Source organism: Streptomyces sp. UNOC14_S4 (genome assembly GCF_020740835.1).
Taxonomy (GTDB): Bacteria; Actinomycetota; Actinomycetes; order Streptomycetales; family Streptomycetaceae; genus Streptomyces.
Map to the genome: position 1 here is coordinate 1 of NZ_JAINFC010000042.1, position 26,991 is coordinate 26,991.

At 73.1% G+C, this 26,991-nt stretch carries 18 protein-coding genes and 1 pseudogene; 11 read left to right on the plus strand and 8 right to left on the minus strand.

Features of this window, described 5'->3' with window-relative positions; all coding sequences use genetic code 11:
- Positions 1-246 precede the first annotated feature (246 nt).
- The gene (locus K6I34_RS06275) at positions 247-1,272 is read left to right on the plus strand and encodes a glycosyltransferase family 2 protein (RefSeq protein WP_229323086.1); all 1,026 of its coding nucleotides are present in this window, start codon (positions 247-249) and stop codon (positions 1,270-1,272) included.
- Positions 1,273-1,341: 69 nt separating this feature from the next.
- Here the strand turns inward: K6I34_RS06275 and K6I34_RS06280 are convergent, their stop codons facing one another.
- The 4 genes from K6I34_RS06280 to K6I34_RS06295 form a co-directional block, all read right to left on the minus strand.
- On the minus strand, positions 1,342-3,096 hold the full coding sequence (locus tag K6I34_RS06280; RefSeq protein ID WP_374230825.1) for an LCP family protein: 1,755 nt from the start codon (positions 3,094-3,096) through the stop codon (positions 1,342-1,344).
- A gap of 825 nt (positions 3,097-3,921) precedes the next feature.
- On the minus strand, positions 3,922-5,760 hold the full coding sequence (locus K6I34_RS06285) for an LCP family protein (RefSeq protein ID WP_229323087.1): 1,839 nt from the start codon (positions 5,758-5,760) through the stop codon (positions 3,922-3,924).
- Between the two features lie 267 nt (positions 5,761-6,027).
- Positions 6,028-7,461 carry an LCP family protein gene (locus K6I34_RS06290; protein WP_229323088.1) on the minus strand — a complete coding sequence of 478 codons (1,434 nt, stop codon included), beginning with the start codon at positions 7,459-7,461 and terminating at the stop codon, positions 6,028-6,030.
- A 255-nt stretch (positions 7,462-7,716) separates the two neighbouring features.
- The gene (locus K6I34_RS06295) at positions 7,717-8,469 is read right to left on the minus strand and encodes a TIGR03089 family protein (RefSeq protein WP_229323089.1); all 753 of its coding nucleotides are present in this window, start codon (positions 8,467-8,469) and stop codon (positions 7,717-7,719) included.
- 148 nt (positions 8,470-8,617) lie between these two features.
- Between K6I34_RS06295 and K6I34_RS06300 the strand changes: the two genes are divergently transcribed.
- From K6I34_RS06300 to K6I34_RS06310, 3 genes are all read left to right on the plus strand, one after another.
- Positions 8,618-10,279 (plus strand): peptidoglycan recognition protein, encoded by a 1,662-nt coding sequence (locus K6I34_RS06300; protein ID WP_229323090.1) that lies wholly within the window; start codon positions 8,618-8,620, stop codon positions 10,277-10,279.
- An 81-nt stretch (positions 10,280-10,360) separates the two neighbouring features.
- Positions 10,361-11,443 carry a sugar phosphate nucleotidyltransferase gene (locus K6I34_RS06305; protein ID WP_229323091.1) on the plus strand — a complete coding sequence of 361 codons (1,083 nt, stop codon included), beginning with the start codon at positions 10,361-10,363 and terminating at the stop codon, positions 11,441-11,443.
- Between the two features lie 156 nt (positions 11,444-11,599).
- Positions 11,600-12,511, plus strand: a complete 912-nt coding sequence (locus tag K6I34_RS06310; protein WP_229323092.1) for a DNA-3-methyladenine glycosylase — start codon at positions 11,600-11,602, stop codon at positions 12,509-12,511.
- 250 nt (positions 12,512-12,761) lie between these two features.
- On the opposite strand, the gene K6I34_RS06315 is transcribed toward K6I34_RS06310, so the two are convergent.
- From K6I34_RS06315 to K6I34_RS06325, 3 genes are all read right to left on the minus strand, one after another.
- Positions 12,762-14,096 carry a coenzyme F420-0:L-glutamate ligase gene (locus tag K6I34_RS06315; RefSeq protein WP_229323093.1) on the minus strand — a complete coding sequence of 445 codons (1,335 nt, stop codon included), beginning with the start codon at positions 14,094-14,096 and terminating at the stop codon, positions 12,762-12,764.
- A complete protein-coding gene (cofD, locus tag K6I34_RS06320) occupies positions 14,093-15,058 on the minus strand; it encodes a 2-phospho-L-lactate transferase (RefSeq protein ID WP_229323094.1) in 966 nt (321 codons plus the stop codon). The genes K6I34_RS06315 and cofD overlap by 4 nt, the downstream gene beginning before the upstream one ends.
- A gap of 135 nt (positions 15,059-15,193) precedes the next feature.
- The gene (locus K6I34_RS06325; RefSeq protein ID WP_229323095.1) at positions 15,194-15,730 is read right to left on the minus strand and encodes a cysteine dioxygenase family protein; all 537 of its coding nucleotides are present in this window, start codon (positions 15,728-15,730) and stop codon (positions 15,194-15,196) included.
- Between the two features lie 830 nt (positions 15,731-16,560).
- Between K6I34_RS06325 and K6I34_RS06330 the strand changes: the two genes are divergently transcribed.
- From K6I34_RS06330 to K6I34_RS06340, 3 genes are all read left to right on the plus strand, one after another.
- Entirely contained in the window at positions 16,561-16,824 is a 264-nt protein-coding gene (locus K6I34_RS06330; protein WP_004952403.1) for a WhiB family transcriptional regulator, read from the plus strand.
- A 319-nt stretch (positions 16,825-17,143) separates the two neighbouring features.
- A complete protein-coding gene (locus K6I34_RS06335; protein WP_229323096.1) occupies positions 17,144-21,022 on the plus strand; it encodes a glycosyltransferase in 3,879 nt (1,292 codons plus the stop codon).
- Entirely contained in the window at positions 21,019-22,611 is a 1,593-nt protein-coding gene (locus K6I34_RS06340; protein ID WP_229323097.1) for a DUF5719 family protein, read from the plus strand. The genes K6I34_RS06335 and K6I34_RS06340 overlap by 4 nt, the downstream gene beginning before the upstream one ends.
- A gap of 269 nt (positions 22,612-22,880) precedes the next feature.
- On the opposite strand, the gene K6I34_RS06345 is transcribed toward K6I34_RS06340, so the two are convergent.
- Positions 22,881-23,390, minus strand: a complete 510-nt coding sequence (locus tag K6I34_RS06345) for a metallopeptidase family protein (RefSeq protein ID WP_229323098.1) — start codon at positions 23,388-23,390, stop codon at positions 22,881-22,883.
- Between the two features lie 272 nt (positions 23,391-23,662).
- On the opposite strand from K6I34_RS06345, the gene K6I34_RS06350 reads away from it, so the two are divergent.
- The 4 genes and pseudogenes from K6I34_RS06350 (at position 23,663) to K6I34_RS06365 (ending at position 26,968) form a co-directional block, all read left to right on the plus strand.
- The gene (locus K6I34_RS06350; RefSeq protein ID WP_229323099.1) at positions 23,663-24,103 is read left to right on the plus strand and encodes a DUF3499 domain-containing protein; all 441 of its coding nucleotides are present in this window, start codon (positions 23,663-23,665) and stop codon (positions 24,101-24,103) included.
- Positions 24,104-24,216: 113 nt separating this feature from the next.
- A complete protein-coding gene (locus K6I34_RS06355; RefSeq protein WP_229323100.1) occupies positions 24,217-25,575 on the plus strand; it encodes a phosphomannomutase/phosphoglucomutase in 1,359 nt (452 codons plus the stop codon).
- 200 nt (positions 25,576-25,775) lie between these two features.
- A pseudogene (locus K6I34_RS06360) lies at positions 25,776-25,943 on the plus strand (Trm112 family protein); the annotation flags it as partial.
- 47 nt (positions 25,944-25,990) lie between these two features.
- Positions 25,991-26,968: an SIS domain-containing protein gene (locus tag K6I34_RS06365; RefSeq protein WP_229323101.1), complete on the plus strand. Its 978-nt coding sequence runs from the start codon at positions 25,991-25,993 to the stop codon at positions 26,966-26,968.
- The last annotated feature ends 23 nt before the right edge of the window (positions 26,969-26,991 follow it).

The window sequence follows — 26,991 nt, forward strand, 5'->3', positions numbered from 1 at the left end:
GGGTGGGCCGGTGCGGTCATGGCGGGACCTCCTCGGCGGACGAGCCAGATATGCATGAAACAGACAAGGCGGACAGGGATCGGCAACAGTAGGTCAATACGATGAAAGGACCACGCCCCCACGCCGTTCGGGCCACCCGGCCACCCGGCCGGAGAACGCCGGTGTCCGCCATTGGCGGTAACGTGACCGACGATTCCGCCGACACCGGCCCAGCCGGGTGGGTGACCCCCGTACCCCCGAGGAACCATGCCCGAACAGCAGCCGCCCGCCGTTTCCGTGATCATGCCGGTGCTCAACGAGGAGCGGCACCTGCGCACCTCCGTCCGGCACATCCTGGAGCAGGAGTACGCCGGTGAGCTGGAGGTCGTGATCGCCCTCGGTCCCTCCACGGACCGCACGGACGAGATCGCCGCCGAGCTCGTCAGCGAGACCGCGGCCAATAAAAACGCCCGGGTCCACACCGTGCCGAACCCCACCGGCCGCACACCCGCCGCGCTCAACGCCGCGATCAAGGCGTCGCGGCACCCGATCGTGGTGCGCGTGGACGGGCACGGCATGCTCTCGCCGAACTACATCGCGACGGCCGTCCGGCTGCTGGAGGAGACCGGCGCGCAGAACGTCGGCGGGATCATGCACGCCGAGGGCGAGAACGCCTGGGAGGAAGCCGTCGCCGCCGCGATGACCTCGAAGATCGGCGTGGGCAACGCGGCGTTCCACACGGGCGGCACGGCCGGGCCCGCCGAGACCGTCTATCTGGGGGTCTTCCGGCGCGAGGCGCTGGAGCAGCAGGGCGGCTACAACGAGGAGTTCATCCGCGCCCAGGACTGGGAGCTGAACTTCCGCATCCGTGAGGCGGGCGGGCTGATCTGGTTCTCGCCGGAGCTCAAGGTCTCCTACCGGCCGCGGCCGACGGTCAAGGCGCTCGCGAAGCAGTACAAGGACTACGGGCGGTGGCGGCACGTCGTCGCGCGCTACCACCAGGGCTCGATCAACCTGCGCTACCTGGCACCGCCGACCGCCGTGGCCGCGATCGCGGCCGGTGTGGTGGTCGGGGCCGTGGTGACGCCGTGGGGGTTCGTCGTGCCGGCCGGGTACCTGGCGGCGATCGCGGCGGGGTCCGTGCCGGCGGGCAAGGGCCTGCCGCTGAAGGCCCGCGCGCAGATTCCCGTCGCTCTCGCGACGATGCACATGTCGTGGGGCTTCGGGTTCCTGACCTCGCCGAAGTCGCTGGCGCGCAGGGTCATCGCGAGCCGTCGCCCGGCGGTGAAGTAACCGCGGGGACAGCCGCGACGGCTCCCCCGTCAGGGCTTTCCCGGGGGCCTCGCCCCCGGGAAAGCCCTGCTAGAAACGATTCAGCGAGTTGACCTTCATGCAGGCCGACGTGTCGTTGCCGTTGAGCGGGTCGGAGCTCTCGGGGGCCTTGTTGTCGGACTCCTTCGGCTTGGAGTCCTTGCCCCCGTCCTTCCCGTCCTTGCCGCCGTCCTTGCCTTCCTTGTCGTTCTTGTCGGCGTTCTTCTCCCCGTCGGGGTTCGCCTTCTCGCTGTCGTCGTCCTGCCGCTGCGGCGCGTTCTTCGGGTACGACGTGCCCGAGCGCCAGTCGCTGCCGATGACGAGGGTGAGCTCGTCCACGGCCGTGGACATCCGTACCGCCGTGTCCGGCAGGCCGAGCATCTTGGCCATGGCCTCGGCGTCGGCGCGCTGGGACGCCTTGCCGTAGCTGAGCGTCGTGTCGAGCTGGGAGCGCGGCTCGGAGTCGGCCGTCGCCTTCGTGTAACCCTTCTGGACGAGGTAGGCGGCGATGTCGCTGCCGCGCCCGGTGGCCACCGGCTGGGTCGCGGTGCCCGTCGCGTTGTAGACCGTCACCGGGACGTTGCCCTTGGGCGAGGGCGGCAGGGACGGCGCGTTCTTGGGGTTCTTCTTCTTGTCCTTGCCGTCGAGCGCGATGTCGTTGCGCACGAGGGAGAACAGCTTGTCCGCGTCACCGGGCTTGGGGATGACGTGCGCGTCCGGGTCCTGCGGGTCGCTGACCCACGGCATGGTGGTCATGGTGATCCGGCCGGACGGCACGTCCTTGAGGTCGTCCGCCAGGTCGTAGAGCTTCTTGACCGAGCCCAGGTCCTTGTCGACGGTGAGCGCCTTGGTGGCGGACTCGGCGAGGTCGGTGAGCTGGCCCGGGTCGGTCAGCTTGGCGCCCGACTTCAGCTGCCGGACCATCGCGTTCATGTACATGTGCTGGGCGTGGGTCCGGCCTATGTCGCTGCCGTCCTCGAAGCCGTGCCGCGTGCGCAGCCACTGGAGGGCCTGCTCGCCCTTGACCTTGTGGGTGCCCTTCGGCAGCCGCAGCCCGGACTTCTCGTCGTAGACGTTGGCGTCGACGCAGACGGGGACGCCGCCGACGGCGTCGGCCATGCTCACCACGCCCGCGAAGTCGATCATCATGAAGTGGTCGATGGGGATGCCGGTGAGCTCTTCCCAGGTGGCCACCGTGCAGCCCGGACCGCCGTTCATCAGGCTGGTGTTGATGATCTGGCTATTGGTCTCGCGGTAGACCTTTCCACTGTCCGGGTCGGTGCACTTGGGGATCGTCACGCGGGTGTCGCGCGGGACGCTGATGACCGACATGTTCGTACGGTCCGCCGAGACGTGCACCAGCATCTGGACGTCGGCGAGCGGCGGCCGGTCCGCGTCGTCGCGGGCACCGCCGAGCTTGACGTTCTCCGCGGTGGCCCGGCTGTCGGAGCCGAGGATGAGGATGTTCAGCGGGCGCTGACCGTCGGCATTGGCGGCACTGCGGTCGAGCCGCTTGTCGCCGAGGTTGAGGAGGTTCTTCCTGATGTTGCCGTTGAGGTGCTCGTAGTAGAAGTAGCCCGCGGCGGCCGTGCCGAGGACCAGGACCGCGAGGGAGAGCGCGGTCCAGCGGACTATTCGCGTGGCGCGCTTCCGCCGTGCGGACTTGGGGGGCCGCCCGGGCTTCCCCCCGGCTTCGGGGGTGGGCTTCGCCCCGGTGGCGGCTTCCGCCCCGGCTTCGGCCTCCGCCTGCGGCGCGGCGGCCTCCGGCCCGGACGTGGCGCCGAGGGCAGCGCCGCCGCCCTTCACCTCGGCCTTGGTGTTGGCGTTGGCTCTGGCCTTCGGCTTCGACTTGAGAGTGCGCTTCTTTGCCCCGGCCTTCGGCTCTGACTCTGCCCCTGCCTCCGGCTCGGATTCCGTGTCGGGCTTCGTGTCGGCCTTCGGCTCCGGCTTCGCGTCGGCTTTGGCGTCGGCCGGGGTACTTGCCTTCGCGTCGGCCTCCGGCTCGGATTCCGTGTCGGGCTTCGTGTCGGCCTTCGGCTCCGGCTTCGCGTCGGCTTTGGCGTCGGCCGGGGTGCCTGCCTTCGCGTCCGCCTTCGGCCCGGGGGCGGGGTTGGCCTTCGGCTCGGCTTTGGTGCCGGTCTTGGCATCGGACTCGGGCTCGGCCTTCGATGCGGCCTCGGTGTCCGGCTCGGGCGTGGACCCCTGGGCAGACTTCGCCTCGGCCCTTGGGGCGGCCTTGGAGGCGGACTTCGCCTCGGCCTCCTCCTTCGCCTCCGGGGTGGCCTTCAGCTCCGCCTTTGCGGTCGTCTGCGGCTGCGGCTCCGGAGCAGGCTTCGGGATGGCCTTCTTGGCGCTCGCGCCGGCCTGCGCGTCGGCCCTCGCATCAGCCTGCGCGTCGGCCTCGGTGGCCGGCTTCGGGACGGACGCCTTCACCTCCGGCTCCGGTTTCGCCTCCGCCTCCGGCTCGCCGTCCTCGGAACCCGGGACACGGTCGCCGCGCACACGCGGCTCCTGCCCACTGCTCTGCCCCATCGGGCCCTCCCCAAAATGGTGCTTCCGGCCCGATGGGCAGGCGCGTTATATCGTAAGTCGCTTGTTGACCAGTGAGATGCGGATGTACTACGCCTAGGTTTACTTGGCGCAGATGTTCTTGTCGTCCGCTTCGACCTTTTGGATGCCTTCAGGCGCTTTCTGCGGTGCGGCGGGCGCCGAGACCGGAGTGCCCGGGGACGAGAAGTCGGCGCCCAGGGTGAGGGTCATCTCCGCCATGGGGCCGGCCTCGGCCCGGGTCTCCTTGAGGGCGTCGGCGGAGAGCCCCATGGCGTCCGCGAGCCTGCGGGCCTGGTCCGCCTGGTCGGGGGCGAACTCCAGCACCGTCTTGTCGGCCTTCTGGCCGCCGACGGCGTTGCCGCCGTTGCTGGTGCGCGGCATGCCCTTGACGTTCTGCAGCCAGGTGACGGCCTCCTGGGCGGCACCCATGCGGCCGCTGCCGTTGAGGACCCGGGCGCGCACGGCCGCGGGTGCCGCCTTGGGGCCTTTGAGCAGGGCCTCCTGCTTGGCGTCCGCCTCCTGCCGCTTCTTCTTCTCCTTCGCCTTGACCTCGGTGAGGGAGACGTCCTGCCGCATCATGGCCAGCAGCGGGTCGGCCTTCGGCTTGTCCAGGACGACCGTCTTCTTCACCCTGCCGTCGGCGGGGTTGTCGAGGACGGGCAGGGTGGCGAAGGTGATGTTCTTGAGATTGACCCGGCTGAGGTCCTTCGCCAGCCTGGTCAGGTCCTTGACGGAGCCTATGCCCGTGTCCACGGTGAGCGACTTCGTCGCCGCGTCACCGAGGTCGTAGAGCTTCTTGGGGTTGGTGAAGGTGTCCCCGGACTTCATCTTCCGGATCATCGAACTCAGGAACTGCTGCTGGAGCTTGATGCGGTCCAGGTCGCTCTCGAAGCCGACGCTGTGCCGGGTGCGGACGAACGCGAGCGCGTCCTCGCCCTCGATCTCGTGCCGCCCCTTGCTGAGCTTCAGGTGCGACTTGGGGTCGTCGATGTCCTTGCCCAGGCACACCTCGACGCCGCCGACCGCCTTGGAGAGCTCCTTGACGGCGTTGAAGTCCGCCATCATGAAGTGACTGACCTTCAGCCCCGTGAGGTTCTCGACGGTCCGCCAGGTGCAGCCCGGGTCGCGGTCCTCCTGGCCCAGGCTCTCGTTGAAGCGGACGCCCTTCGAGCCCGGGATCGTCTTCGTCTTCCCGCCGTCCTGCCTGGTCGTGCAGTCCGGGATGTCCGTGACCATGTCGCGCGGGATGGAGAGCGCCGTCGCGTTGGAGCGGTCCTCGGCGACGTGGAAGAGCAGGGTGGTGTCGGCGTGGCCCACGCTGCCGTCGTCGCCGTAGCCCTCGTTGCCCTTGCCGGAGCGTTTGTCGCTGCCGATGAGGAGGATGTTCACCGGGCCCTTGGTGACGGGGGCGTTGTCGATGCCGACGTCGACCTTGCTGAGGTTGCCGTTGAGGTGCTCGTAGATCAGGTACGCGCCCAGCGAGCCGCCGACCAGGACGAAGGCGAGCGTGCCGCCCGTCCACATGAGGACCTTCTTCTTGGTGCTCTTCCCCGGCTTCGGCCTCGGCCTGCGCCTGTCGGGCAGGACTCCGCTTCCGCCTCCTCCGCCCCGGCGGCCTCCGCCGCGCTGCCCGGGCAGCGGACGCGCGTCAGGTCCCGACGCGCGCGGCTTCCCGATGGACGGGGCACCGGAGGGCGCCCGGGACGTGCCGCGCGGGGAGACGAAGGAACTTCTGCCGGAGGACGGAGACGACGGAGAGGACGGATCGGTGAGGGCCGCGGGGGGCGAGCCCTGTCCCGAGTCCTGCCCGGGCCCCCCGGGCCGGTCGAGACGCAGCTCGTAGCTGCCGGTCTTGGGGTCGAAGACCCACTGGTCGGCGGGGTCGGTGCCGCCCGCCCGTCCACGGCCTTGCGCGTCCACGGTCGTCTGAATCCTCCGTCGGTGCCACGCGGCGCCTGTCCCCCCAGAGGCGCTCGGTCACAATGGTCTGAGCAGTGCGCGTTCGGCCCGGTCGCACACCGGATCGCTCACACTATCCGCCCAGTTCAGCGTCCAGCGACGCCGGTGACAAATTCCGCTTCCCTACAACTGGGCAATCTGCCCAATACCTTCGTGACCTCCGTGAAGGAAGGTCACCGGGGGAGCGGTGAAGGTGATCATACGGTTCGCCGGACGGTCAGCCGACGGTCAGCCGCAGACACCGTGGGCGGCGGTGGTCCCCTCGTAGGTGGGAGGAGCCGTGGGCGGGAGCGACGGCGAAGGCGGCGTCGAAGGTGACGGTGCCACAGAAAGGGAGGAAACGGGCGCGGGTACGGCCGTCTCCGTCGTCGCCGGATGGTCCGTCACATCCAGCCCGAGCGGATAGTCCGGCCCCATCGGGTCGTCATCGGCCCGGGTGTGCCGCAGGAGCAGGCCGGGGCGCCCCGCCTCGTACCGCCAGGGCACCTGGTGCCACGCCCCCCGGTGTCCCGTCTCGTAGCGCCACGGACCGCCGCGCGCCGCCTCGTCGGGCCGCACCTGCTCCGTGCCCCCGGCCTTGCCGTCCGCCGGGAGAATGATGTTCTTGCTGTCCGCGGGACGCACGTTCTTGCTGACCGACACCGGCCGGTCCGCCCGCAGTTGCGCGAAGAGCTCGTCCGCGTCCGGCTGCACCAGTTCGTCGCGGTCCGGGTTGAACGGATACGGGCGCCGGGGCGCCGTCAGGAACTGCACCCGGTCGCTGGGGATGCCCCGCACCGTGCGCACCAGGTCGTAGAGCTTGCGCAGCGAACCCAGTCCGGCGTCCGTGGTGAGCGACTTCGTCGCCGCGTCGAGCACCGGGTACAGCCGCGTCGGGTTGAGCAGCACGCCGTCGCTCTGCATCTCGTTGAACAGCGCGCCGAGGAACGCCTGCTGGCGGCCCATCCGCTCGGTGTCGCTGCCGTCCCCCATGCTGTAGCGGGCCCGGACGAAGCCCAGCGCCTGCTCCCCGTGCAGGACCTGACGGCCCGGGGGCAGCCGCAGGTGCGCCTCGCGGTCGTCGATGGGCTGCTTGAGACACACCTCGACACCGTCGACCGCGTCCACCAGCCGCTTGAAGCCGTTGAAGTCGACGACCAGGTGATGGGTGATCCGGATGTGGGTGATGTTCTCGACCGTACGGATCGTGCACGCCGGGCCCGCGAGCTCGAAGGCCCAGTTGAACTGGGCGAAGCGCGCGTTCGTCTGGGTGCCGTCCGGCCGTCGGCAGCTCGGGATGTCCGCCATCAGGTCGCGGGGCAGGCTCACGGCGGTCGCGCTGTGCCGGTCGGCCGCCACGTGCAGCAGGATCGTGGTGTCCGAGCGCTGGGTGCCGCTGTCCTCGCCGTACTGCCCGTTGCCCGGGCCGCCGCGGGTGTCGGAGCCGATGATCAGGATGTTCTGCGCCCCGGCCACCAGGACGCCCGGCCGCTCCTTCTCGTAGAGGCGCAGCTCGCTGGCCGTGTCGTCGTCCGTACGGATCTGGTTGTTGAGCTGTTCGTAGAGCAGCCAGGCCAGACCGACGGTCGCGAGCGTCAGCACGGCGAGCCCCATGGCGAGCCACCGCAGCCAGCGGCGCCTGCGCCGGGGCGTGAGGGAGGGAGGGGCGATGCCGTCGTCCACAGCGTCCCTCCCTCACGGGTGGTACGTGCCGCTACGGGTGGTGTGCCTCTCGCAGGGCCTTGCCGCGCCCGGCGGACGCGCGTACCCCGATCATCGCGCGGCTGCCGCCGGGCGGCAGCGCCAGAGGGGCCGTCACGGTGACGCCCGGAGGGCCGTTATGGCCGTAACGGGGACGGCCAGTGGGTCGGTACGGTGACGCCCGGAGGGTCGGTTCGGCTGTACCGGCGCCCCGTCCAGAGAACTGTCAGAGAGCCGTCAGAGGGCCGTCACCGTGACGCGCTCGCTCTCGCGGCGCTTCTCCAGGCCGCCTTCCGAGAGCCGGTCGAGATTGCGGCACAGCACCACCGAGCCGCCCGCCGCGAGCGGGGCGTACAGGCCGGCGGACAGGCCGTCCCAGGTGGCGTACGGCAGGCCCGACAGCATCCGCGAGCCCGCGCCGAGGCCGTGCTGGAAGGCGTCGGTGCGCGCCCGCTCCACCAGCTGGGCGCCCGTCAGCTCCAGGCCGCCGACGGCGAGCGCGGGCGCGTCCGGGTCCACCGGGGCGTACGGGGCGAAGCGGTCGCCCTGGCTCGGCACCTCGACGGCGTAGTCGGCGAAGCCCGCGGGCGGCTGCGGGAAACGGCCGCCCAGCGGGCGCAGGGCCAGTGCCATGCGCTCCCCGGAGCACGCGCGCGCCTCCTCCAGCGTGTCCGGGCCGCTCACGACCAGGTCCGCGGCGGCCGGGTCGCCGCCCACGTCGGCCACCACGCCGACCGAGGAGCAGGCGAGCAGCCAGACGGCCGTCTGCCAGTGCGCGGGCAGCAGCAGCGCGAGCCGGTCGCCCGGCTCGGCGGCGAGGTCGCCCTGGAGCAGATTGGCGGTCTTCGCCACCCAATTGGCGAAGGTGGCCACGGACAGTTCCACGCGCTCGCCGGTGGCGTCGTCGTAGAAGGTCACGAGCGGGCGGGCCGGGTCCGCGGCGAGCGCGGAACGCAGCAGGTCGGCGGGGGTGCGATCGGTGGCGTTCATCGCGTCAGGGTACGCGCGGGGCCCCGCCCGCGGACGGGCGATACGGTGCGCTGCGACCCCCGTTCGGCCGTATCGGAGCCGACTGGGCGTCACTTTCCGGTTATTCCTGAATGGACAGATTTATATAGACATGTCCAGGATTTCAGTCATGCGTGGATTCCTTGCCCGTTCGACGGTCACCTCGATGGTCACTTGCGCCGCCGCACTCGCCCTGCCCCTGCTGGCCACCCCGCCGGGGGCCGCTCACTCCGGCCACCCCGGCGCTTCCGGCTCGCCCGGATCCTCCGGTCCGGCCGGCTCCTTCGGCCCGGCCGGTTCGTCCGGCTCCTCGGACCCGGCCCGGGCCGGCCGCGCGGGCGCGGCACCGGCCCCCCGCCCCAGGACGTCCGTCCCCGGCTCGACGCAGTCCCTGCCGCTGGTCCGGCTCGGCGGCACCGGGAAGCGCGCCGCGGGCCCCGGCCCCGAGGAAGGCGTGCCCCAGCGCGAGGTCAAGCCCTTCTCCCTGATCGGCATCGTGTGGGACGACGCGGGCACCGAGCTCCGCGGCCGGGCACAGGTGCGCACCCGCTCGGTGGGTAACCGGGGCTGGTCCGCCTGGCAGGACGTGCAGACCCACGACGACGACCGGCCCGACCTCGACTCGCGCGAGGCCCGCCGCGGGCACCTGCGCGGCTCCACCGCGCCCCTGTGGGTCGGCCGGTCCGACGCGATCCAGCTCCGCGTCCGCCCCGACGCGGCCTCCGAGCGCACGCCCGAGGGCAGTCACGCCCTGCCCGCGGGCATGCGCCTCGAACTCGTCGACCCCGGCGTCCCGGCCAAGGCCGTCCCCTCGCGCCGCCCCGTCCCCGCCACCGCGGGCCGGCGCGCCCCGGACGCGCCGCCGGACGCTGTCGACCCGGTGGACCCCGTGGACGCGGAACGCGCCAGCTCCGCCGCCAACAGCCCGCTCGCGCCCCTCGGCGCCACCGAGATCCCGGCCGCCTCCAAGGCCGCCGCGCGCGCCGACCTCGCCGCCACGTCCGTCGGCCGCCGCCGGGGGCCCGGTGACGACGACGACCCGGCCGAGGGCGACGAGTCCTCCGACTGGGGCGACGGCGACGACAGCGGCGACTACCGTGACCCCCGTGACACCTGGTACCGCGGTGACGACGACGGGCCCAGCCGGGACATCGACCGCGACGAGCCCGCCGCCGTGGACGGCCGCTACACCGCCTCCCGCCCCCGCATCGTCACCCGCGCGGGCTGGGGCGCCGACGAGTCGCTCCGCGAGCGCAACTTCGCGTACACCAAGTCCGTGAAGGCCGCCTTCGTGCACCACACGGCCTCCGGCAACAACTACAGCTGCTCCGAGTCGGCGTCCGTCATCCGCGGTATCTACCGCTACCACGTCGTGAGCAGCGGCTGGCGGGACATCGGCTACAACTTCCTGGTCGACCGGTGCGGGACCATCTACGAAGGCCGCGCGGGCGGCGTGGCGAAACCGGTCATGGGCGCCCACACCCTCGGTTTCAACACCAACAGCATGGGCATCGCCGTCCTCGGAACCTTCGGCAGCTCCAGCCCGCCCAACGCGGCGGTGAACGCCCTGTCCGCCCTGACCGCATGGAAACTCGGCCTGTTCGGCGCCAACCCGCGCGGCACCGCCACCCTGGTGTCCGGGGGCGGCAACCTGTTCAAGAAAGGGACGTCCGTCAAGCTCAAGGTCATCTCGGGACACCGCGACGGCTACGCCACGGAGTGCCCCGGAGACCGCCTCTACAACCGGCTGGGAACGACCCGTTCGGCCGCCGCCCGCCTCCAGGGCCGCTGACCGGGCAAGGGGCCGCCCACCGGTCTGCATACACTAGGCCGCTGATCGACCCCGGCCCCAGCAGGAAGCAGAGACGACAAGGTGACAGAAGCGATCCTCCTGGTCGGGGGCAAGGGAACCCGGCTGCGGCCGCTCACGATGAACACGCCGAAGCCGATGGTCCCGGCCGCGGGCGTGCCCTTCCTCACGCACCAGCTCGCCCGGGCCCGCGCGGCCGGGGTGGACCACGTCGTGATGGCCACGTCCTACCTGGCCGAGGTCTTCGAGCCGTACTTCGGCGACGGCTCCGACCTCGGCCTGCACCTGGAGTACGTCACCGAGGTGGAGCCGCTCGGCACCGGCGGGGCCATCCGCAACGTGGCCTCCCGGCTGCGCTCGGCCCCCGACGAGCCCGTGCTGATCTTCAACGGGGACATCCTCACCGGCCTCGACATCGAGGCCCTGGTCGACACCCACCGCACCACCGGCGCGGACGTCTCCCTGCACCTCACCCGGGTCGAGGACCCGCGGGCCTTCGGCCTGGTCCCCACCGACGCCACCGGCCGCGTCACGGCCTTCCTGGAGAAGCCGCAGACGCCCGAGGAGATCGTCACCGACCAGATCAACGCGGGCGCGTACGTCTTCAACCGCTCGGTGATCGACACCATCCCGGAGGGGCGGCCCGTCTCCGTCGAGCGCGAGACCTTCCCCGGGCTGCTCGCCGACGGCGCCCACCTCCAGGGCATGGTCGACTCCACGTACTGGCTGGACCTGGGCACGCCGCAGGCGTTCGTCCGCGGCTCCGCCGACCTGGTGCTCGGCAGGGCGCCCTCCCCGGCCGTGCCCGGCCGCTGCGGCGACCGGCTGGTCCTGGACGGCGCCGACGTCGCCCCGGACGCCAAGCTCAGCGGCGGCACGGTGATCGGCGCGGGCGCGCGCGTCGAACCGGGCGCGCGGGTCGACGGCAGCGCGGTCCTCGACGGCGCGGTCGTCGAGGCGGGCGCGGACGTACGGGACTCGCTGATCGGCGCGGGCGCGCGGATCGGGGCGCGCACCGTGCTGGACGGCGCGGTCATCGGCGACGGCGCCGTCGTCGGCGCGGACAACGAGCTGCGGGGCGGGGCGCGGATCTGGTGCGGGGCGCGGATCCCGGACGCGGCGATCAGGTTCTCGTCGGACCAGTAGGGGACCAGCAGTCCGGAGGTCCGCCACGGGCCGGTGAGTTCCGCTTGCGGGGATCCCATGACGGCCGAGTGACAGCCGGCATGACGGCCGAGTCGGTACGACGGCCGAGCGGACAGGGAGACTCCGCTTGTCGGTGGTCCGACGTACGCTGGCCGAATGGCACGGCGCACGTGGGACCCACCGGGCCCGTACGACCTCGGGCGGACCCTCGGTGTCCTGGCGCGTGGCCCCGGCGACCCCGCCTATCGCGTCACGGAGGACGGCTCCGTCTGGCGCGCGAGCCGCACCCCGGCGGGCCCCGGCACGCTCCGGGCGACCGCGCGGGACGGCCGCGTGGAGGCCGAGGCGTGGGGCCCCGGCGCTGACTGGCTGCTGGACGGCCTCCCCGCCCTGCTCGGCGCCGAGGACGAACCGGCCGCGTTCGTCCCGCTGCCCCGCCACCGTCTCCTGCGCGAGGCGCACCGCCGCCACCCCGGCCTGCGGCTCGCCCGCACCGGGCTGGTCCTGGAGTCCCTGATCCCCGCGATCCTGGAACAGAAGGTCACCAGCGACGAGGCGTACCGCGCGTGGCGCCTGCTCCTCACCCGCCACGGCGAACCGGCCCCCGGCCCCGCGCCGCACGGCATGCGCGTGATGCCGGACGCCCGCGGCTGGGCCCTGATCCCCTCCTGGGAGTGGCACAAGGCGGGCGTCGACGGCAGACGCGCCGCCACGGTCGTACGCGCCGCACGGGTCGCCGCCCGCCTGGAGGAAGCCGCCACGATGGACGCGACCGCCGCCGCGGCCCGCCTCCGGGCCGTCCCCGGCATCGGCCCGTGGACGGCGGCGGAGACACTCCAGCGCAGCAACGGCGCGGCGGACGCGGTGACCGTCGGCGACCTCCACCTCCCGTCGATCGTGAGCTACGCGCTCACGGGAGCGCGGGGCGGTGACGACGCGGCCATGCTTCAGCTTCTCTCCCCGTACGAGGGTCACCGCCATCGCGCGTGCCGCGTCATCGCGGCCGCCGGGATCACCCCACCACGCCGGGGCCCCCGCTTCCCGGTGGGCGACATCCGCTCACTGTGACCGGGGGCTTCGCCCCCGGCCCCCGGTGTGGTCGGTTGCTGTCCGTGGGCACAAACGGGAGGTGATGCGTGAGCACAGCCAGCGGGGCGCGCCCCGTCAGGGGCGCGGGGAACTGCGCGACCAGCCCCCACCGGGGCCGCAGCCGCGCGCGCAGCGTAAGAGGCACCCCAGTAGGCACCCCCCGCGGACGAGGCCGCAGCCGCGCACGCAGCGCAAGCCGCACCCCCAATAGGCGCACCCCGTAAAACGGCTACCGCACCTCGATGAAGTCCCCCGCCTCACGGGCCTGCCGCGCCCGCGGCGCCCCGGCCGGATGGCCAATGGCAACCGCACCCATCGGATCCCACCCCTCCGGCAAGCGCAGCGCCTCCCGCACGACATCGCGGCAGAACATCGTCGAGGACACCCAGGCCGACCCGAGCTGCTCGCCCGCCAGCGCGACGAGGAAGTTCTGGACCGCGGCCCCCGCCGCCACCACGAACATCTCGCGCTCCGCCGCCGCCCGCCGTGCGTCCGGGTACGCGTGCGAGCCGTCCATGACGAGGCACGGCACCGCGAGATACGGCGCATCGCGCAGCACGTCACCGCGGCGCACCCGCCGGGCGACGCGCTCCTCGGAGAGCCCGTCCGCCCGCAGGTCCGCGGTCCAGGCCTCCCGCATGGCGTCGAGCAGCCGCACCCGCGACTCCTCCGACTCCAGCAGCACGAACCGCCACGGCGTCGTGTGGTGCGGCGCGGGCGCCGTGACGGCCGCGGCGACGGCACGCCGCACCGCGCCCGGGTCCACGGGCCGGTCCGTGAACTCGCGCACCGTGCGCCGCAGCGTCACCGCTTCCCGTACGGCCTCGGACGTCCCCAGCCGGAACATGTCGTTCGCGGCGTCACGCACCAGCGCCCGGGCGCCGCGGTCGTCCTCGTCGTCCCCGACGGCACGGTCCAGGCCGCGCACGACGGCCACCGGCAGCGACCCGGCCTTGCCCTTGACGAGGTCGCCCGCGGCGGCCAGTTCGTCGGCGACGGCCACTATCGTCACGTTCAGCGGGTTGCCGTGGGCGTCGACGCCACCGCGCAGGTCGTCCAGGACCCGCACCCCGGCGGCGCCGATCGCGATGTCGGTCAGCCCGGAGCGCCAGGGACGGCCGCTGGTGTCGGTGACGACGACGCCGACGTCCACACCCAGCGCGTCCCGCAGCCCGGCGCGCAGCGCGCGGGCGGAGGCGTCCGGGTCCTCGGGCAGCAGCAGCACCGTGCCCGCCTCGGTGTTGGACGCGTCGACGCCCGCGGCGGCCATGACCAGCCCGAGCCTGTTCTCGACGATGCGCAGGGTGCCGCGCCGGGCCACGACCCGCACGGTCTCGCCGTCGATGGCGGCCTCGCGGTCGTCGGCTCGCAGGACGCGGCCCTCCGCCTTGCTGACGATCTTCGAGGTGACGAGCAGGACGTCACCGTCGGCGAGCCCGGGGGAGCCGTCCGCCGTCGCCGCGGCCGCGATCAGCTTGGTGAGGTCGTCGCCCGCCCGCACCTCGGGGATGCCGGGCAGCGCCCAGACCCGCAGCTCCGGGACGCGGCTCCCGGGCGCGCTCACGCCCGCACCTCCGCGGCGAGCGCCAGGGCCTCCGCGGCCATCGCCGCGGTCGCCTCGACGTCGGTCATCATCAGCGGAACCGTCCGGCAGCGGATGCCCGCGGCCTCCACCTCGGCGACCCGGCCCGCGTCCACCGTGTCGACCAGCCAGCCGTCGAGGAGCCCGGAACCGTAGTGCAGGGCGACGGCGGAGGCCGTGGACTCCACGCCGACCGCCTCCAGGACCTTGTCGGCCATGCCGCGCACGGGCGCGTCCCCGACGATGGGGGAGAGGCCCACGACGGGCGCGGACGCGGCGGCGACGGCGTCGCGCACGCCCGGCACGGAGAGGATCGTGCCGACGCTGACGACGGGGTTGGACGGCGGGAAGAGGATGACGTCGGCCATGGCGATGGCCTCCAGCACCCCGGGGGCGGGCTTGGCCTGCTCCGCGCCGACCGGCACGACCGCGTGCGCGGTCGTGCTCGCGCGCAGCCGCACCCAGTACTCCTGGAAGTGGACGGCCTTGCGGCCGTCGCCCTCCGGGTCGTCGATCATGACGTGGGTCTCGACGCGGTCGTCGCTCATGGGCAGCAGCCGGACGCCCGGCTCCCAGCGGCGGCAGAGCGCCTCGGTCACCGCGCTGAGCGGATAGCCCGCGCCCAGCATCTGCGTGCGGACGATGTGCGTGGCGAAGTCGCGGTCGCCGAGCCCGAACCACTCGGGGCCCACGCCGTAGGCCGCCAACTCCTCCTTCACCGCGAAGGTTTCACCGGCCCGGCCCCACCCCTGCTCCTCGTGGATGCCCCCGCCGAGGGTGTACATCACGGTGTCGAGGTCGGGGCAGACCTTGAGCCCGAAGAGGTGAATGTCGTCCCCGGTGTTGCCGATGACGGTGATCTCCGCGTCGGGTACTGCTGACTTGAGGCCACGGAGGAAGCGGGCGCCCCCGATCCCACCGGCCAGAACCACAATGCGCTGCATGCCCACAGTCTGTCAGCGGGGTGTGACACCCCGATGACCGGGCGCCCCCAAGGGGCGCCCCGTCAGGGGCGCGGGGAACTGCGCGCCCGGCCACCGGGCGACGTGCACTCGCAAGATGGCAGTCGTGGCAGCCCCTTAGGCGCCCTGAAGGCGAGCGGAGGATACAACCGGCCGTACCGCCGCCCGGTGGGGCTCCCGCATCGGCATCTCCGTAAGCCCGGGCGAGTACACATGCAGACTCACCGCCGGCCCCAGCGAGTCGTTCACCACCTCATGCGCGTAACCGGGCGCGAACACCCGCTGGTCCCCGGCCCGCAGCGCCCGCCGCGGGCGACCCGCGCCGCCGTACGGGCCGGCGCCTCCGGAGATCTCCGTCAGCTCGCCCTGAAGGACGGTCAGCACGCCGGACGAAGGGCCGTGGTCGTGCTCGCCGCTGCCCTGCCCGGGCACCCAGCTGAGCAGCCACACCTCGTAGCCGGGGCCGGTGCGCAGCCGGTGGTACCAGCGGCTGGTGGCGTCGTACTGCACGAGGTGCGCCCAGGAGGCGGTGTCGGCGGCGATCGCGCGGGCCAGCCCGGCGAACTCGGCGATGGTGGCGGGGTGCGCGGGGGCGGGCGGCATCAGGTGCGGAATGGCGAGCGGGTCACCGGCGATCTGGACGTCGCTGTTCATGTGCGGGGTTCCTCGGCGGGTGTGCGGTGCGGTGCGGCGACCGGAGGCGACAGGGGTACGCGTGACGACGGGGACACGCGGGGCATGTACGCACTCGGGAACGCGGCCCCGCGGGCGGTTACAGGAGAACGTGCGAGGTGGTGCGGGTGCAGAGAAGCGCGGAGCACGCGGAGAGCGGACGAGGCGGACGGAAGAGGAGACGTCAGCCGGAGCTCTGCGGCATCAGCGGCATCGACAGCTGGAGTGGCATCAACAGCTGGAACAGCTGGAACAGCGACAGCGAGCCTGCAACGCGCAGCGGGACCCGTACGCACGGGTCAGGCTGAGGGTGGCGGCAATGGCTGGCATGCCACCAAAGGTGACGGGCGCGGCGCCGCCCTGTCAACCGAGTGTCCGGTTTGGGGTAAATCTTTCACCTCATCCGGTAACTGTGGGTGGTGAAAGGTTTGTGATCCGCGCGTCGCGGACAGTGCCGCCCCGACCGGAGACGTCACCATGATTCGGCCGGGCGGTGCAACGGGATTGCCGTACGTGGCGTCCTCTCCTGTGTGGGGAGGGTGGGGCTGCCGCCATCGGGCTCCCCGCCGGGCTCCCCGCGGGAGGCGTCCGCGGCCCGGCGGACGGCTGTCGGGCGGGCGGATAGTTCTGTCCGGACTTGTAATGTTTTGGGCACTTTCTGCTTGGCTTTGGTTCCGCAGAGTGAATAAGGGGCCCAATAGCAGATCTCGGCTTGACTGGCCCGGATCGGCACACTTGTAATTTCACCCGTGTTGTTCTGCCGCACTTGATGAAGGCAGCACGGGGACGCAAATGACAGACGAGGGGCGCACATGACCGAGCTGTTTCAGCAACTGCTGGTCGAGGAGGCGGACGAGGAGCTCGGCTGGCAGGAGCGCGCGCTCTGCGCCCAGACCGATCCCGAGTCCTTCTTCCCCGAGAAGGGTGGTTCCACGCGCGAGGCCAAGAAGGTCTGCCTCGCCTGCGAGGTCCGCTCGGAGTGCCTTGAATATGCCCTTGCCAATGACGAGCGCTTCGGCATCTGGGGAGGTTTGTCCGAACGCGAGCGCCGCCGCCTCAAGAAAGCCGCGGTCTGATAGATCGGACAAACAGTTCTATGGACGGTCTTATTGAAGACCTCCGGACGGAAATAGCCCGGCACCCTTCCTGAACGAAGGCCCGGGACCCGGGGCGCCGCCCCGGTCGCCGGACAACTGCCGGGACAAGTGCCGGGACAGCCACCGGACAACTGCCGGACCACCCTCGGGGCACCCCCGCGGCCGGTCACCGACAGTCACCGACAGTCGCCGGACACGGGAAGAACCACCCCCGGACAGGCCCTAGTGTGGTCGCACAGCGAACCGCAGTCCTCCGGGGGGCGACCCCCGGATCCCCGGCCGGAGGGCCCGTACCTCGATGTCCGTGCACAGCACTACGGCGGCCCACTACCCGGCCACCTCTGCCACCTTCGACCCCGCAGTCCCCCCGGCATTCCCCCGCCACGTCGTCACCGCCGTCGTCGTCGCGCACGACGGAGCACGCTGGCTGCCGGACGCACTCGCGGGACTCCTCGGCCAGGAACGGCCCGTCCAGAGCGCCGTGGCCGCCGACACCGGCAGCACCGACGACTCCGCGCAGCTCCTCGCCGACGCCCTCGGCCCCGACCGGGTCCTCCACCTCGCCCGCCGCGCCGGTTTCGGCGCCGCCGTCGACGAGGCCGTCCGCTCGGCCCCCGCGCCCGACCCCGAGGAACTGCCCTACCTGCGCCGCTCCAGCGGCTGGGACCCCGCCGCCCGCACCTGGCGCGAGGACCCCTACGACGACCACGACGCGTACGACCGGCCCGGCCGCGACCACCGCCGCGGCGACCTCGAACCCGTCCAGTGGCTCTGGCTCCTCCACGACGACAGCGCCCCCGACCCCGGCGCCCTCCACGAACTCCTGCGCGTCGCCGACGCCGAACCCGACGCCGCCGTCATCGGCCCCAAGCTCCGCAGCTGGTACGACCGCAGACAGCTGCTGGAGGTCGGCGTCTCCGTCGCCCGCAGCGGCCGCCGCTGGACCGGCCTCGAACGCCGGGAACAGGACCAGGGCCAGCACGACCAGATCCGGCCCGTGCTCTCCGTCTCCACCGCGGGCATGCTCGTCCGCCGCGACGTCTACGAAAAGCTCGGCGGCTTCGACACCCGGCTGCCCCTCATGCGCGACGACGTCGACCTCTGCTGGCGCGCCCACGCCGCCGGCCACAGCGTCCTCGTCGCCCCCGACGCCGTCATGCGGCACGCCGAGGCCGCCTCCCGCGAACGCCGCCCCGTCGACTGCGCGGGCCGCTCCGCCGTGAACCCGCACCGCGTCGACAAGGCGGGCGCCGTCTACACGCTGCTCGCCAACACCCGCGGCCCCCTCCTGCCCTACGTCATGCTCCGGCTCGTCCTCGGCACCCTGCTGCGGACCCTCGGCTACCTCCTCGGCAAGGCCCCCGGACAGGCGCTCGACGAACTCACCGGCCTCTTCGGCACCCTGCTGCGCCCCGGACGCCTCAAGGCCGCCCGCAAACGGCGCGGCGCACCGGCCGTCCCCGCGAGCGAACTGAAGCACCTCTTCCCGCCGCCCGGCGCCACCGTGCGCGCCACCGTCGAACAGTTCGCGAGCAACCTCACCGGCCGCTCCGAGGCCGACCTCTCCTCCGCGGGCCGCCACGGCGCCGTCGAATCGGGCCCCGGTGGGGACGACGCGGACTTCCTGGAGATCGAGCAGTTCGCCCGGCTCAAGCGCGTCGCCCGCAAGCCCGCGCCCGTCCTCTTCGCCCTCCTGCTGCTCGTCTCCCTGATCGCCTGCCGGGGCCTGCTCGGCGGCGGCTCGCTCTCCGGCGGCGCCCTGCTGCCCGCCCCCGACGGCGTGTCGGACCTGTGGGCCCGCTACACCAGCGGCTGGCACCCCGTCGGCACCGGGGACACCGGCAGCGCACCCCCCTACCTCGCCGTGCTCGCCGCCCTCGGCACGCTCTTCCTCGGCTCCACCGGCTTCACCCTCACCCTGCTGCTCGTCTGCTCGGTGCCCCTGGCCGGGCTCACCGCCTACTTCGCCTCCCGGCCGCTCGTCGGCTCACGCCTGCTGCGGGCCTGGGCGAGCGTCGCCTACGCCTTCCTGCCCGCCGCCACCGGGGCCCTCGCCACCGGCAGGCTCGGCACCGCCGTCCTCGCGATCCTCCTGCCGCTCATGGCCCGCGCCGCCGTGGCCGCCACCGGCCTGCGGGTGCCCGGCGCACGCCCCACCTGGCGCGCCTCCTGGACGTACGCGCTCCTGCTGACCGTCACCACCGCCTTCACCCCCGTCGTCTGGCCGCTCGCCGTCGTCCTCGGGCTCGGCGCGCTCGCCCAGCACGCCGTCCGCGGCGGTGGCGCACAGCTCGCCCTGCACGGGCCGCGCTTCCTCGCCGTCGTCCTCACCCCGGTCGCCGTCCTCGCCCCCTGGTCGCTGGGCCTGTTCACCCACCCCGCCCGCTTCCTCACCGAAGCGGGCCTCGACTACGGGCACGGCACCACCGCGCCCTGGCAGCTGCTCGCGGGCGACCCCGGCGGCCCCAAGACCTTCGGCGGCTACCTCCTCGCGGGCGTCGTCCTGGCCGCCCTCGCCGCCCTGCTGCGCGCCGACCGCGCCCGCGCGGTCCGTACGGCCTGGACGGTGGCGCTCGCCGCACTCCTCTGCGCGGCCCTGGCCAACGGATCGGGGTGGGCCGGTCCCGCCGCGCTCGTCTACTGCCTGGCCCTGATCGCCGCCGCCGTCGTGGGCGCCGAGGGGGCGCGCGGCCGCGTCGCCGCGCTCAGCTTCGGCTGGCGGCAGCCCGTCGCCGCGCTCGTCGCCGTCACCGCCGCGGCGGGCCCGCTGGTCGCCGCCGCCGTCTGGATGGCGGGCGGCGCCGACGGCCCGCTGAAGCGGCGTTCCCCGGACCAGGTCCCGGCGTTCGTCGCCGAGGAGGCGGGCACCCGCGACCAGGCGCGCACCCTCGTCCTGGACGGCACCCCCGGCCGCGTCGCCTACAGCCTCGTACGCGGTTCCGGCGCGCGGATCGGCGACGCCGAGCAGGCCGCGGCCGCCCCCGTGGACAAAAAGCTCGACAGCGTGGTCGCCGGGCTCGTCGCGGGCTCCGGCGCCGACCAGGCGGGCCGGCTCACCGACTACGCCGTCGGCTACGTCCTCGTCCGCGACAGCGCCCCCCGCGAGACGGCCCGCGTCCTCGACGCCACCACCGGCCTGACCCGGCTCAGCCAGCAGGACGGCGGCTCGCTGTGGCGCGTCGACCGCCAGGCCGCCCGCATCACCATCACCGGGGGCAGCCAGAAGGACGTCGTCCAGCAGTCGACGCCGACCGCCGTCGCGTCCGGGCCCGTCGAGGCCCGCGCGACCCTTCCGGACGGCTCCGAGGGACGCGTCCTGCGCATCGCCGACAAGGCCGCGCCCGGCTGGCAGGCGACCCTGAACGGCCGCCCGCTCAAGCGCACCACGGTCGACGGCTGGGCCCAGGGCTTCCGGCTCCCCGCGGACGGCGGAAAGCTCTCCCTCACCTACGAGGCGCCCCTGACGCACACCGCCTGGATGTGGGCGCAGGGCCTCCTCGCCGCCGTCCTCGTCGTGCTCGCCCTGCCGGGCCGCCGCAGCGAGGTCGACGACGACCTGCCGGAGACCGGCGGCACGACGGCCCTCGCCGCCGCGGCACCGGCCGTACCCGCGCAGACCGGCGTCTCGGGCGAGGGCCGCCGTGCCCGCCGCCTGCGCGCCGCCGCGGAAGCCGCCGACCGGCCCGCGTCCCCCACGACACCGGAAGCACCCGCGACCGAGCCTCCGGCCGACCCGTACACCGCACAGCAGACGGCCGATCCGTACGCGGCCGACCCGTACGCCGCGGACCCCTATGCGGCGGATCCGTACGCGGCGGATCCCTATGCCGCGGACCCGTATGCGGCCGACCCCTATGCGGTCGCTCCGGAACAGCAGCAGTACGGACAGTGGACGCAGCCGCAGGACTACCAGGCGCAGACGTACGACGGCGGGCAGCAGGCACAGCAGCCGACGACGTATCAGCAGGGCACGTACGACGGCACCTATGACGGCACGTACGGACAGCAGGGCCAGTACGCGGCCGACCCGTACGTGACGGACGGACAGGCCGGGGCGGCGTACGACCCGTACGGCTACGGCGTGCAGCAGCCCTACGACCCGACGGCATACGGCAACAGCGGCGGCCACCACCACCCACAGCAGCCCCAGCACCACGACGGGAGCGAACAGCAGTGAAGCGCACGACCCTGTCCCTGTTCGCGGCCGTCGCGGCCCTCGGGGCCGTCACCGGTGTCGCCGTGCTCGACGCGCCCTCGGGCAGCGCCGGAACGGCCGGAGCGACCGGAGCGGCCACCAAGGCGGCGTCCCGGCTGCCCGTGGAACGCTCCCTGCGGCTCTGCCCGCAGCCCACGTCCTCGGAGGTGGCGGAGACGACGTACACGGCGTTCACCCCTGCGGGTGCATCTTCCCGTGCGGGCGCGCACAAGCCCGTGGCGGACCTGCTGGCGGCCTCCGGCCCCTCGGTGACCCCCGCCAAGAAGGACGACACGAAGAAAGACGACACGAAAAAGGACGACAGCACGTCCGGCAAGAAGAAGGACGACAAGAGCGGCGCGGTCGCCGCCGGAGCGAACGTGCTCTCCCTCAAGGAGCCCGGAAAGCCCGTCACCGTCACCACGGAACGCTCGGACGCCCCCGCCCTCACCGGCACGGCCGAAGGCACCCTCGCCCCCGGCTGGACCGTGCAGCAGTCCACCGTGATCAGCGCGGGCAGCGGGCGCGGACTGCACGGACTGACGTGCGCGGCCCCGGACACGTCCTTCTGGTTCCCCGGCGCGAGCACCGCCAAGAGCCGCCAGGACTACGTCCACCTGACCAACCCCGACAGCACCCCGGCCGTCGTCGACCTGGAGATGTACGGCCCCGACGGCAAGCTCAAGACCGCCGCGGGGGAGGGCATCAACGTCCCGCCGCGCTCGACCGTCCCCGTGCTGCTGTCCACCCTCACGGACGCGCCCACGGAGAACGCGACCCTCCATGTGGCCGCCCGCTCCGGACGCGTCGGAGCGGCCCTCCAGGCGTCCGACGAGAAGCTCGGCGGCGACTGGCTGGCACCGTCCGCCGACGCCGCTCCGGACGCCGTCCTGCCGGGCATCCCGGCCGACGCCACGTCCCTGCGGCTCTACGTCTTCGCCCCCGGAGACGACGACGCCGACCTGAAGCTGCGCTTCGCCGGGGCCAACAGCGCCATCACGCCCGCGGGCCACGAGTCGCTGCACGTGAAGAGCGGCATGACGACGGCCGTCGACCTCGGGGACATCACCAAGGGCGAGGCCGGGTCGCTGCTGCTGAACGCCGCCGACGGCGGCAAGACGCCCGTCGTCGCCGCACTGCGCGTCACGCGCGGCAAGGACGACAAGCAGGAGACGGCCTTCATCCCGGCCACCGCGCCGATCGACGTGCGCGGCACCGTCGCGGACAACCGTGCCAAGAGCAGCACGCTCGCCCTGGTGGCGTCCGGCAAGGAGGCGGCCCGGGTCAAGGTGACGTCCTCGGCGGGCAGCGACGGCGGCACGGCGGTCAGCAAGACGTACACCGTGAAGCCGGGCACGACGCTCTCCGTGGAACCGCCGGAGCCGTCCGGGGCGAAGGGCTCCTACGCGGTGACCGTCGAAAAGCTCTCCGGCGGTCCGGTCCAGGCGTCCCGCATGCTCTCTCTCCCGAAGGACGGCGTGCCCTTCTTCACGATCCAGCCGCTCCCTGACGACCGCTCCACGGTCACGGTGCCGGCTGCTGCGCAGGACTTGTCGCTGCTGAACCGTTGACCGGGGTGCGCCTACCGGGTTGCCACCCGGTCCCGGTGGGGCGGCTGCGGGCCGTCGACGGCTGGTCGCGCAGTTCCCCGCGCCCCTGATGGGGCGCAGCTTCCGCCCCACCTTCCCGGTTGTGGGCATGCGTTCCGCCTGGGGGTCCCCCCGGACGGAGTCTGGGGGAGGAACGGGTGGGCACAACCGGCCCACCGGCTGTAACCGACCACCGTGGGGTCCAGGGGCGCAGCCCCTGGCGGGGTTCGGGGCGGAGCCCCGGGGTGGTGTCATTCCTCGCCGTAGCGGGGGTCCACCGACTCCGGGGCCAGGCCCAGGAGTTCGGCCACCTGCTCCACGACGACTTCGTGCACCAGCAGCGCCCGCTCGTCCCGTGTCTTCGTCCGGATCTCCACCGGCCTGCGGTAGATCACGATCCGGTCCGGCGCGTCACCGCGCGCCGCGACATAGCGCCCGAGCGGCACGGAGTCCCCGTCGAAGAGGAACGCGTCCAGTTCGTCGGCGTCACCCGGCGCGCCCCCGCCCTCACTGAGCGCGACCGGCACCTCTCGTACGACGAACTCGACGGAGGCCAGTTGCGGCCAGCGCCGTTCCAGCCGCTCCGCGGAGTCGTGCACCAGGTCGACGAACGCCTCGCCGCGGCTGACCGACAGCGGTACTTGGGGCGGTGCGATCGGCCCGCGCATGCCGCGTCCGTGGCGGTCGCGGTGGCGCGGCCGCGGGCTGCCGGGGCCGGGGGTGCTCCCGGTGCCGGTCGGGGGAGGTACGGGGCTGTCCATCACTCCTGAGGGTAGCTCCCGCCCGGCCTGCCGCACGCAGTGATCGCATATCCACCGAATGTCGCCTGATGCACATTTCGGTCACCTCTGCGATCAATTACGGCCAGCTGGCGGACCGGGCCGTGTCCGTTGAAGCACACTGTGCGGACAGCTTGCTGACAGATTTCCTTGCCCGTATCCCCTGTCCCCAGGGCCTCGACGCAGGTCAACAGGGCGGTACGGAAACGCCGTCCACAGGGCGAACCGGGGCGACACGGAGGAGTGAGCGGGGGGTGAGTCGTCGCGGACCGCTCAAGAGTGCGGTACCGTCCAACCTCGTGAGCCCTGTACGTCGCTGTTCGCGCACTGCGTGCGGCCGCCCGGCCGTCGCGACGCTGACGTACGTCTACGCGGATTCGACAGCCGTTCTCGGCCCGCTCGCCACCTATGCCGAACCCCACTGTTACGACCTGTGCGCCGAGCACTCGGAGCGCCTGACCGCGCCCCGCGGCTGGGACGTGGTCAGGCTCGCCCTCGACACCGGCCCGGCCCGCCCCAGCGGAGACGACCTGGAAGCGCTCGCCAACGCCGTGCGCGAGGCGGCCCGCCCCCAGGAGCGGCTCGCCGGACAGGGCGGCGCCCCCGGCCCCGCGGGTCCGGGAGGCCGCGAGGCCGACCCGATGGAGGTCGCCCGCCGAGGCCACCTCAGGGTGCTGCGCTCGCCCGACTCCTGACGCCCCGGCGGTTCCCGGTCACCGTCCGGTGGCCGTCGTGACGACCGGTGCCCGGATTGTCGGTGCCTCCGGGTAGCTTTGTGTTTCCGTACAGACTCCAGGAGGGGTTGGCTGTGGCTGATCTGTCGCAGATCGTGAAGGCGTACGACGTCCGCGGTGTCGTACCCGACCAGTGGGACGAGCCCCTGGCCGAGCTCTTCGGCGCTGCCTTCGCCCAGGTGACCGGCGCCCGCGAGATCGTGACCGGCCACGACATGCGGCCCTCCTCGCCCGGCCTGTCCCGGGCCTTCGCGCGGGGCGCCGCCGCCCTCGGCGTCGACGTCGTCGAGATCGGCCTCTGCTCCACCGACGAGCTGTACTTCGCGAGCGGCGCGCTCGGCCTGCCCGGCGCCATGTTCACCGCCTCGCACAACCCCGCGCAGTACAACGGCATCAAGATGTGCCGGGCCGGTGCCGCGCCCATCGGCGAGGACACCGGCCTCGCCGACATCCGCGCGCTCGCCGAGGGCTGGCTCGAGACCGGCGCCCCGGAACCGGCCGCCGCTCCCGGCGCGATCACCCAGCGGGACGTGCTCGGTGACTACGCGGCACACCTGCGCAAGCTCGTCGACCTCTCCGGCATCCGCCCGTTGAAGGTCGTCGTCGACGCGGGCAACGGCATGGGCGGCCACACCGTCCCCACCGTCCTCGACGGCCTGCCCGTCGAACTCGACGCGATGTACTTCGAGTTGGACGGCACCTTCCCCAACCACGAGGCCAACCCCCTCGACCCGAAGAACCTCGTCGACCTCCAGGAGCGGGTGCGCGCTGTCGGCGCCGACATCGGCCTCGCCTTCGACGGCGACGCCGACCGCTGCTTCGTCGTCGACGAGAACGGCGACCCGGTCTCCCCGTCCGCCATCACCGCCCTCGTCGCCGCCCGCGAGCTCGCCAAGCACCCCGGCGGCACCGTGATCCACAACCTGATCACCTCCTGGTCCGTCCCGGAGGTCGTCAAGGAGAACGGCGGCAAGGCCGTCCGCACCCGCGTCGGCCACTCCTTCATCAAGGGCGAGATGGCCCGCACCGGCGCCATCTTCGGCGGCGAGCACTCCGCGCACTACTACTTCCGCGACTTCTGGAACGCGGACACGGGCATGCTCGCCGCCATGCACGTCCTCGCCGCCCTCGGCGGCCAGGACGGCCCGCTGTCGGGCCTCGTCGCTCAGTACGACCGCTACGCCGCTTCCGGCGAGATCAACAGCACCGTCGCCGACCAGGCCGGCCGCGCGGCCGCGGTGCGCGCCGCGTACGCCGACGCCGAGGGCGCCGAGCTCGACGAGCTCGACGGCCTCACCGTCACCACGCCCGACTGGTGGTTCAACCTCCGTGCCTCCAACACGGAGCCGTTGCTGCGACTGAACGTCGAGGCGCGTGACGCGGATACGGTCGCCCGTATCCGCGACGAGGTCCTCGCCATCGTCCGCGCCTGACGGCCGCCCCCTCGCTGCCGGGGCTCCGCCCCGGGCCCCGCTGCGCCTACGGGGGTGCGGCTTGCGCTGCGCGTGCGGCTGCGGGTCCGGTGAGGGCTTGTCGCGCAGTTCCCCGCGCCCCTTACGGGGCGCGCTCCCCACGGCCCACACCCCGAGCGACTACCCTGGCCGCACAAGGACGTACACCGAAGGGAACCCCCATGCCGCTCGAAGCCGGTCTCCTGGAGATCCTCGCCTGCCCGGAGTGCCACGCGCCCCTCCACGAGGAGACCGAGCCCACCCACGAGCTGGTGTGCGAGAGCAAGAGCTGCGCCCTGGCCTACCCCGTGCGCGACGGCATCCCCGTCCTGCTCGTGGACGAGGCCCGGTACACACCCGTACGGCGTACGCCACGGCTATCGGAGGCTGATCCACGGTGTTCGACGAGTCGCTCCTCGATGACCCAGAAGCCCTCTCGCGCGCCGACCTGCACGGCCTCCTGCGCGGCGTGGCCGAGTCGGGAGCCCGGGTCCGCACCGCGGCCAGGAACGCCGCCGAGGCAGGCGTCTCCGCCCTCCGGCCTGACGGCCGCCCGCGCGCCGTCCTCGTCGCCGGTCCCGCGCCCGCCGCGGCTGGCACCGCCGACCTGCTCACCGCCCTCGCCGGCGGCAGCGCCCCGGTCACGCTGATCCGCCCGACCGGCGTCGCCCCGGCCGCGGGCGCCCTGCGCTGGGCGCTCCCCGGCTGGACCGGCCCGCTCGACCTGCTCCTCGTCGTCAGCCCGGACGGCACGGAACCCGGCCTCGCGATCCTGCTGGAGCAGGCGTACCGCCGCGGCTGCTCCGTCGTCTGCGTCACCCCCGCGGGCACCCCGCTCGCCGAGGCCACCGCCCAGGCCCGCGGCCTGGCCATCCCCCTGACCGTCTCCCCGGCCGAGACCCGCACCGGCGACGCGGTGCCCGACGGCGACAAGGAACTGCCCGCGGGCCCCGGCGTCCTGTGGTCCGTGGTCACCCCGCTCCTCGCGCTCACCGACCGCATCGGCCTGCTGACCGCCGACCCCGCCGGGGTCGAGTCCCTCGCCGACCGCCTCGACCAGGTCGCCGAGCGCTGCGGCCCCGCCATCGCCACCTACAGCAACCCCGCCAAGACCCTCGCCGCCGAGCTCGCGGGCACCCTCCCGCTGATCTGGGCGGAAGGCGACATCGCGGGCGCGGTCGGCCGGCACTTCGCGACGCTCCTCGCGGCGCTCTCGGGCCGCCCCGCGCTCGCCGCCGAGCTCCCCGAGGCACTCACCGCCCACGGCACCCTCCTCGCCGGGGACTTCGCGGCGGGCGCCGACCCCGAGGACTTCTTCCGTGACCGCGTCGAGGACCCCGAGGCCCTGCACGCCCGCGTGGTGCTGCTGCGCTAGCGCGCCCCCGACAGCACCTCACC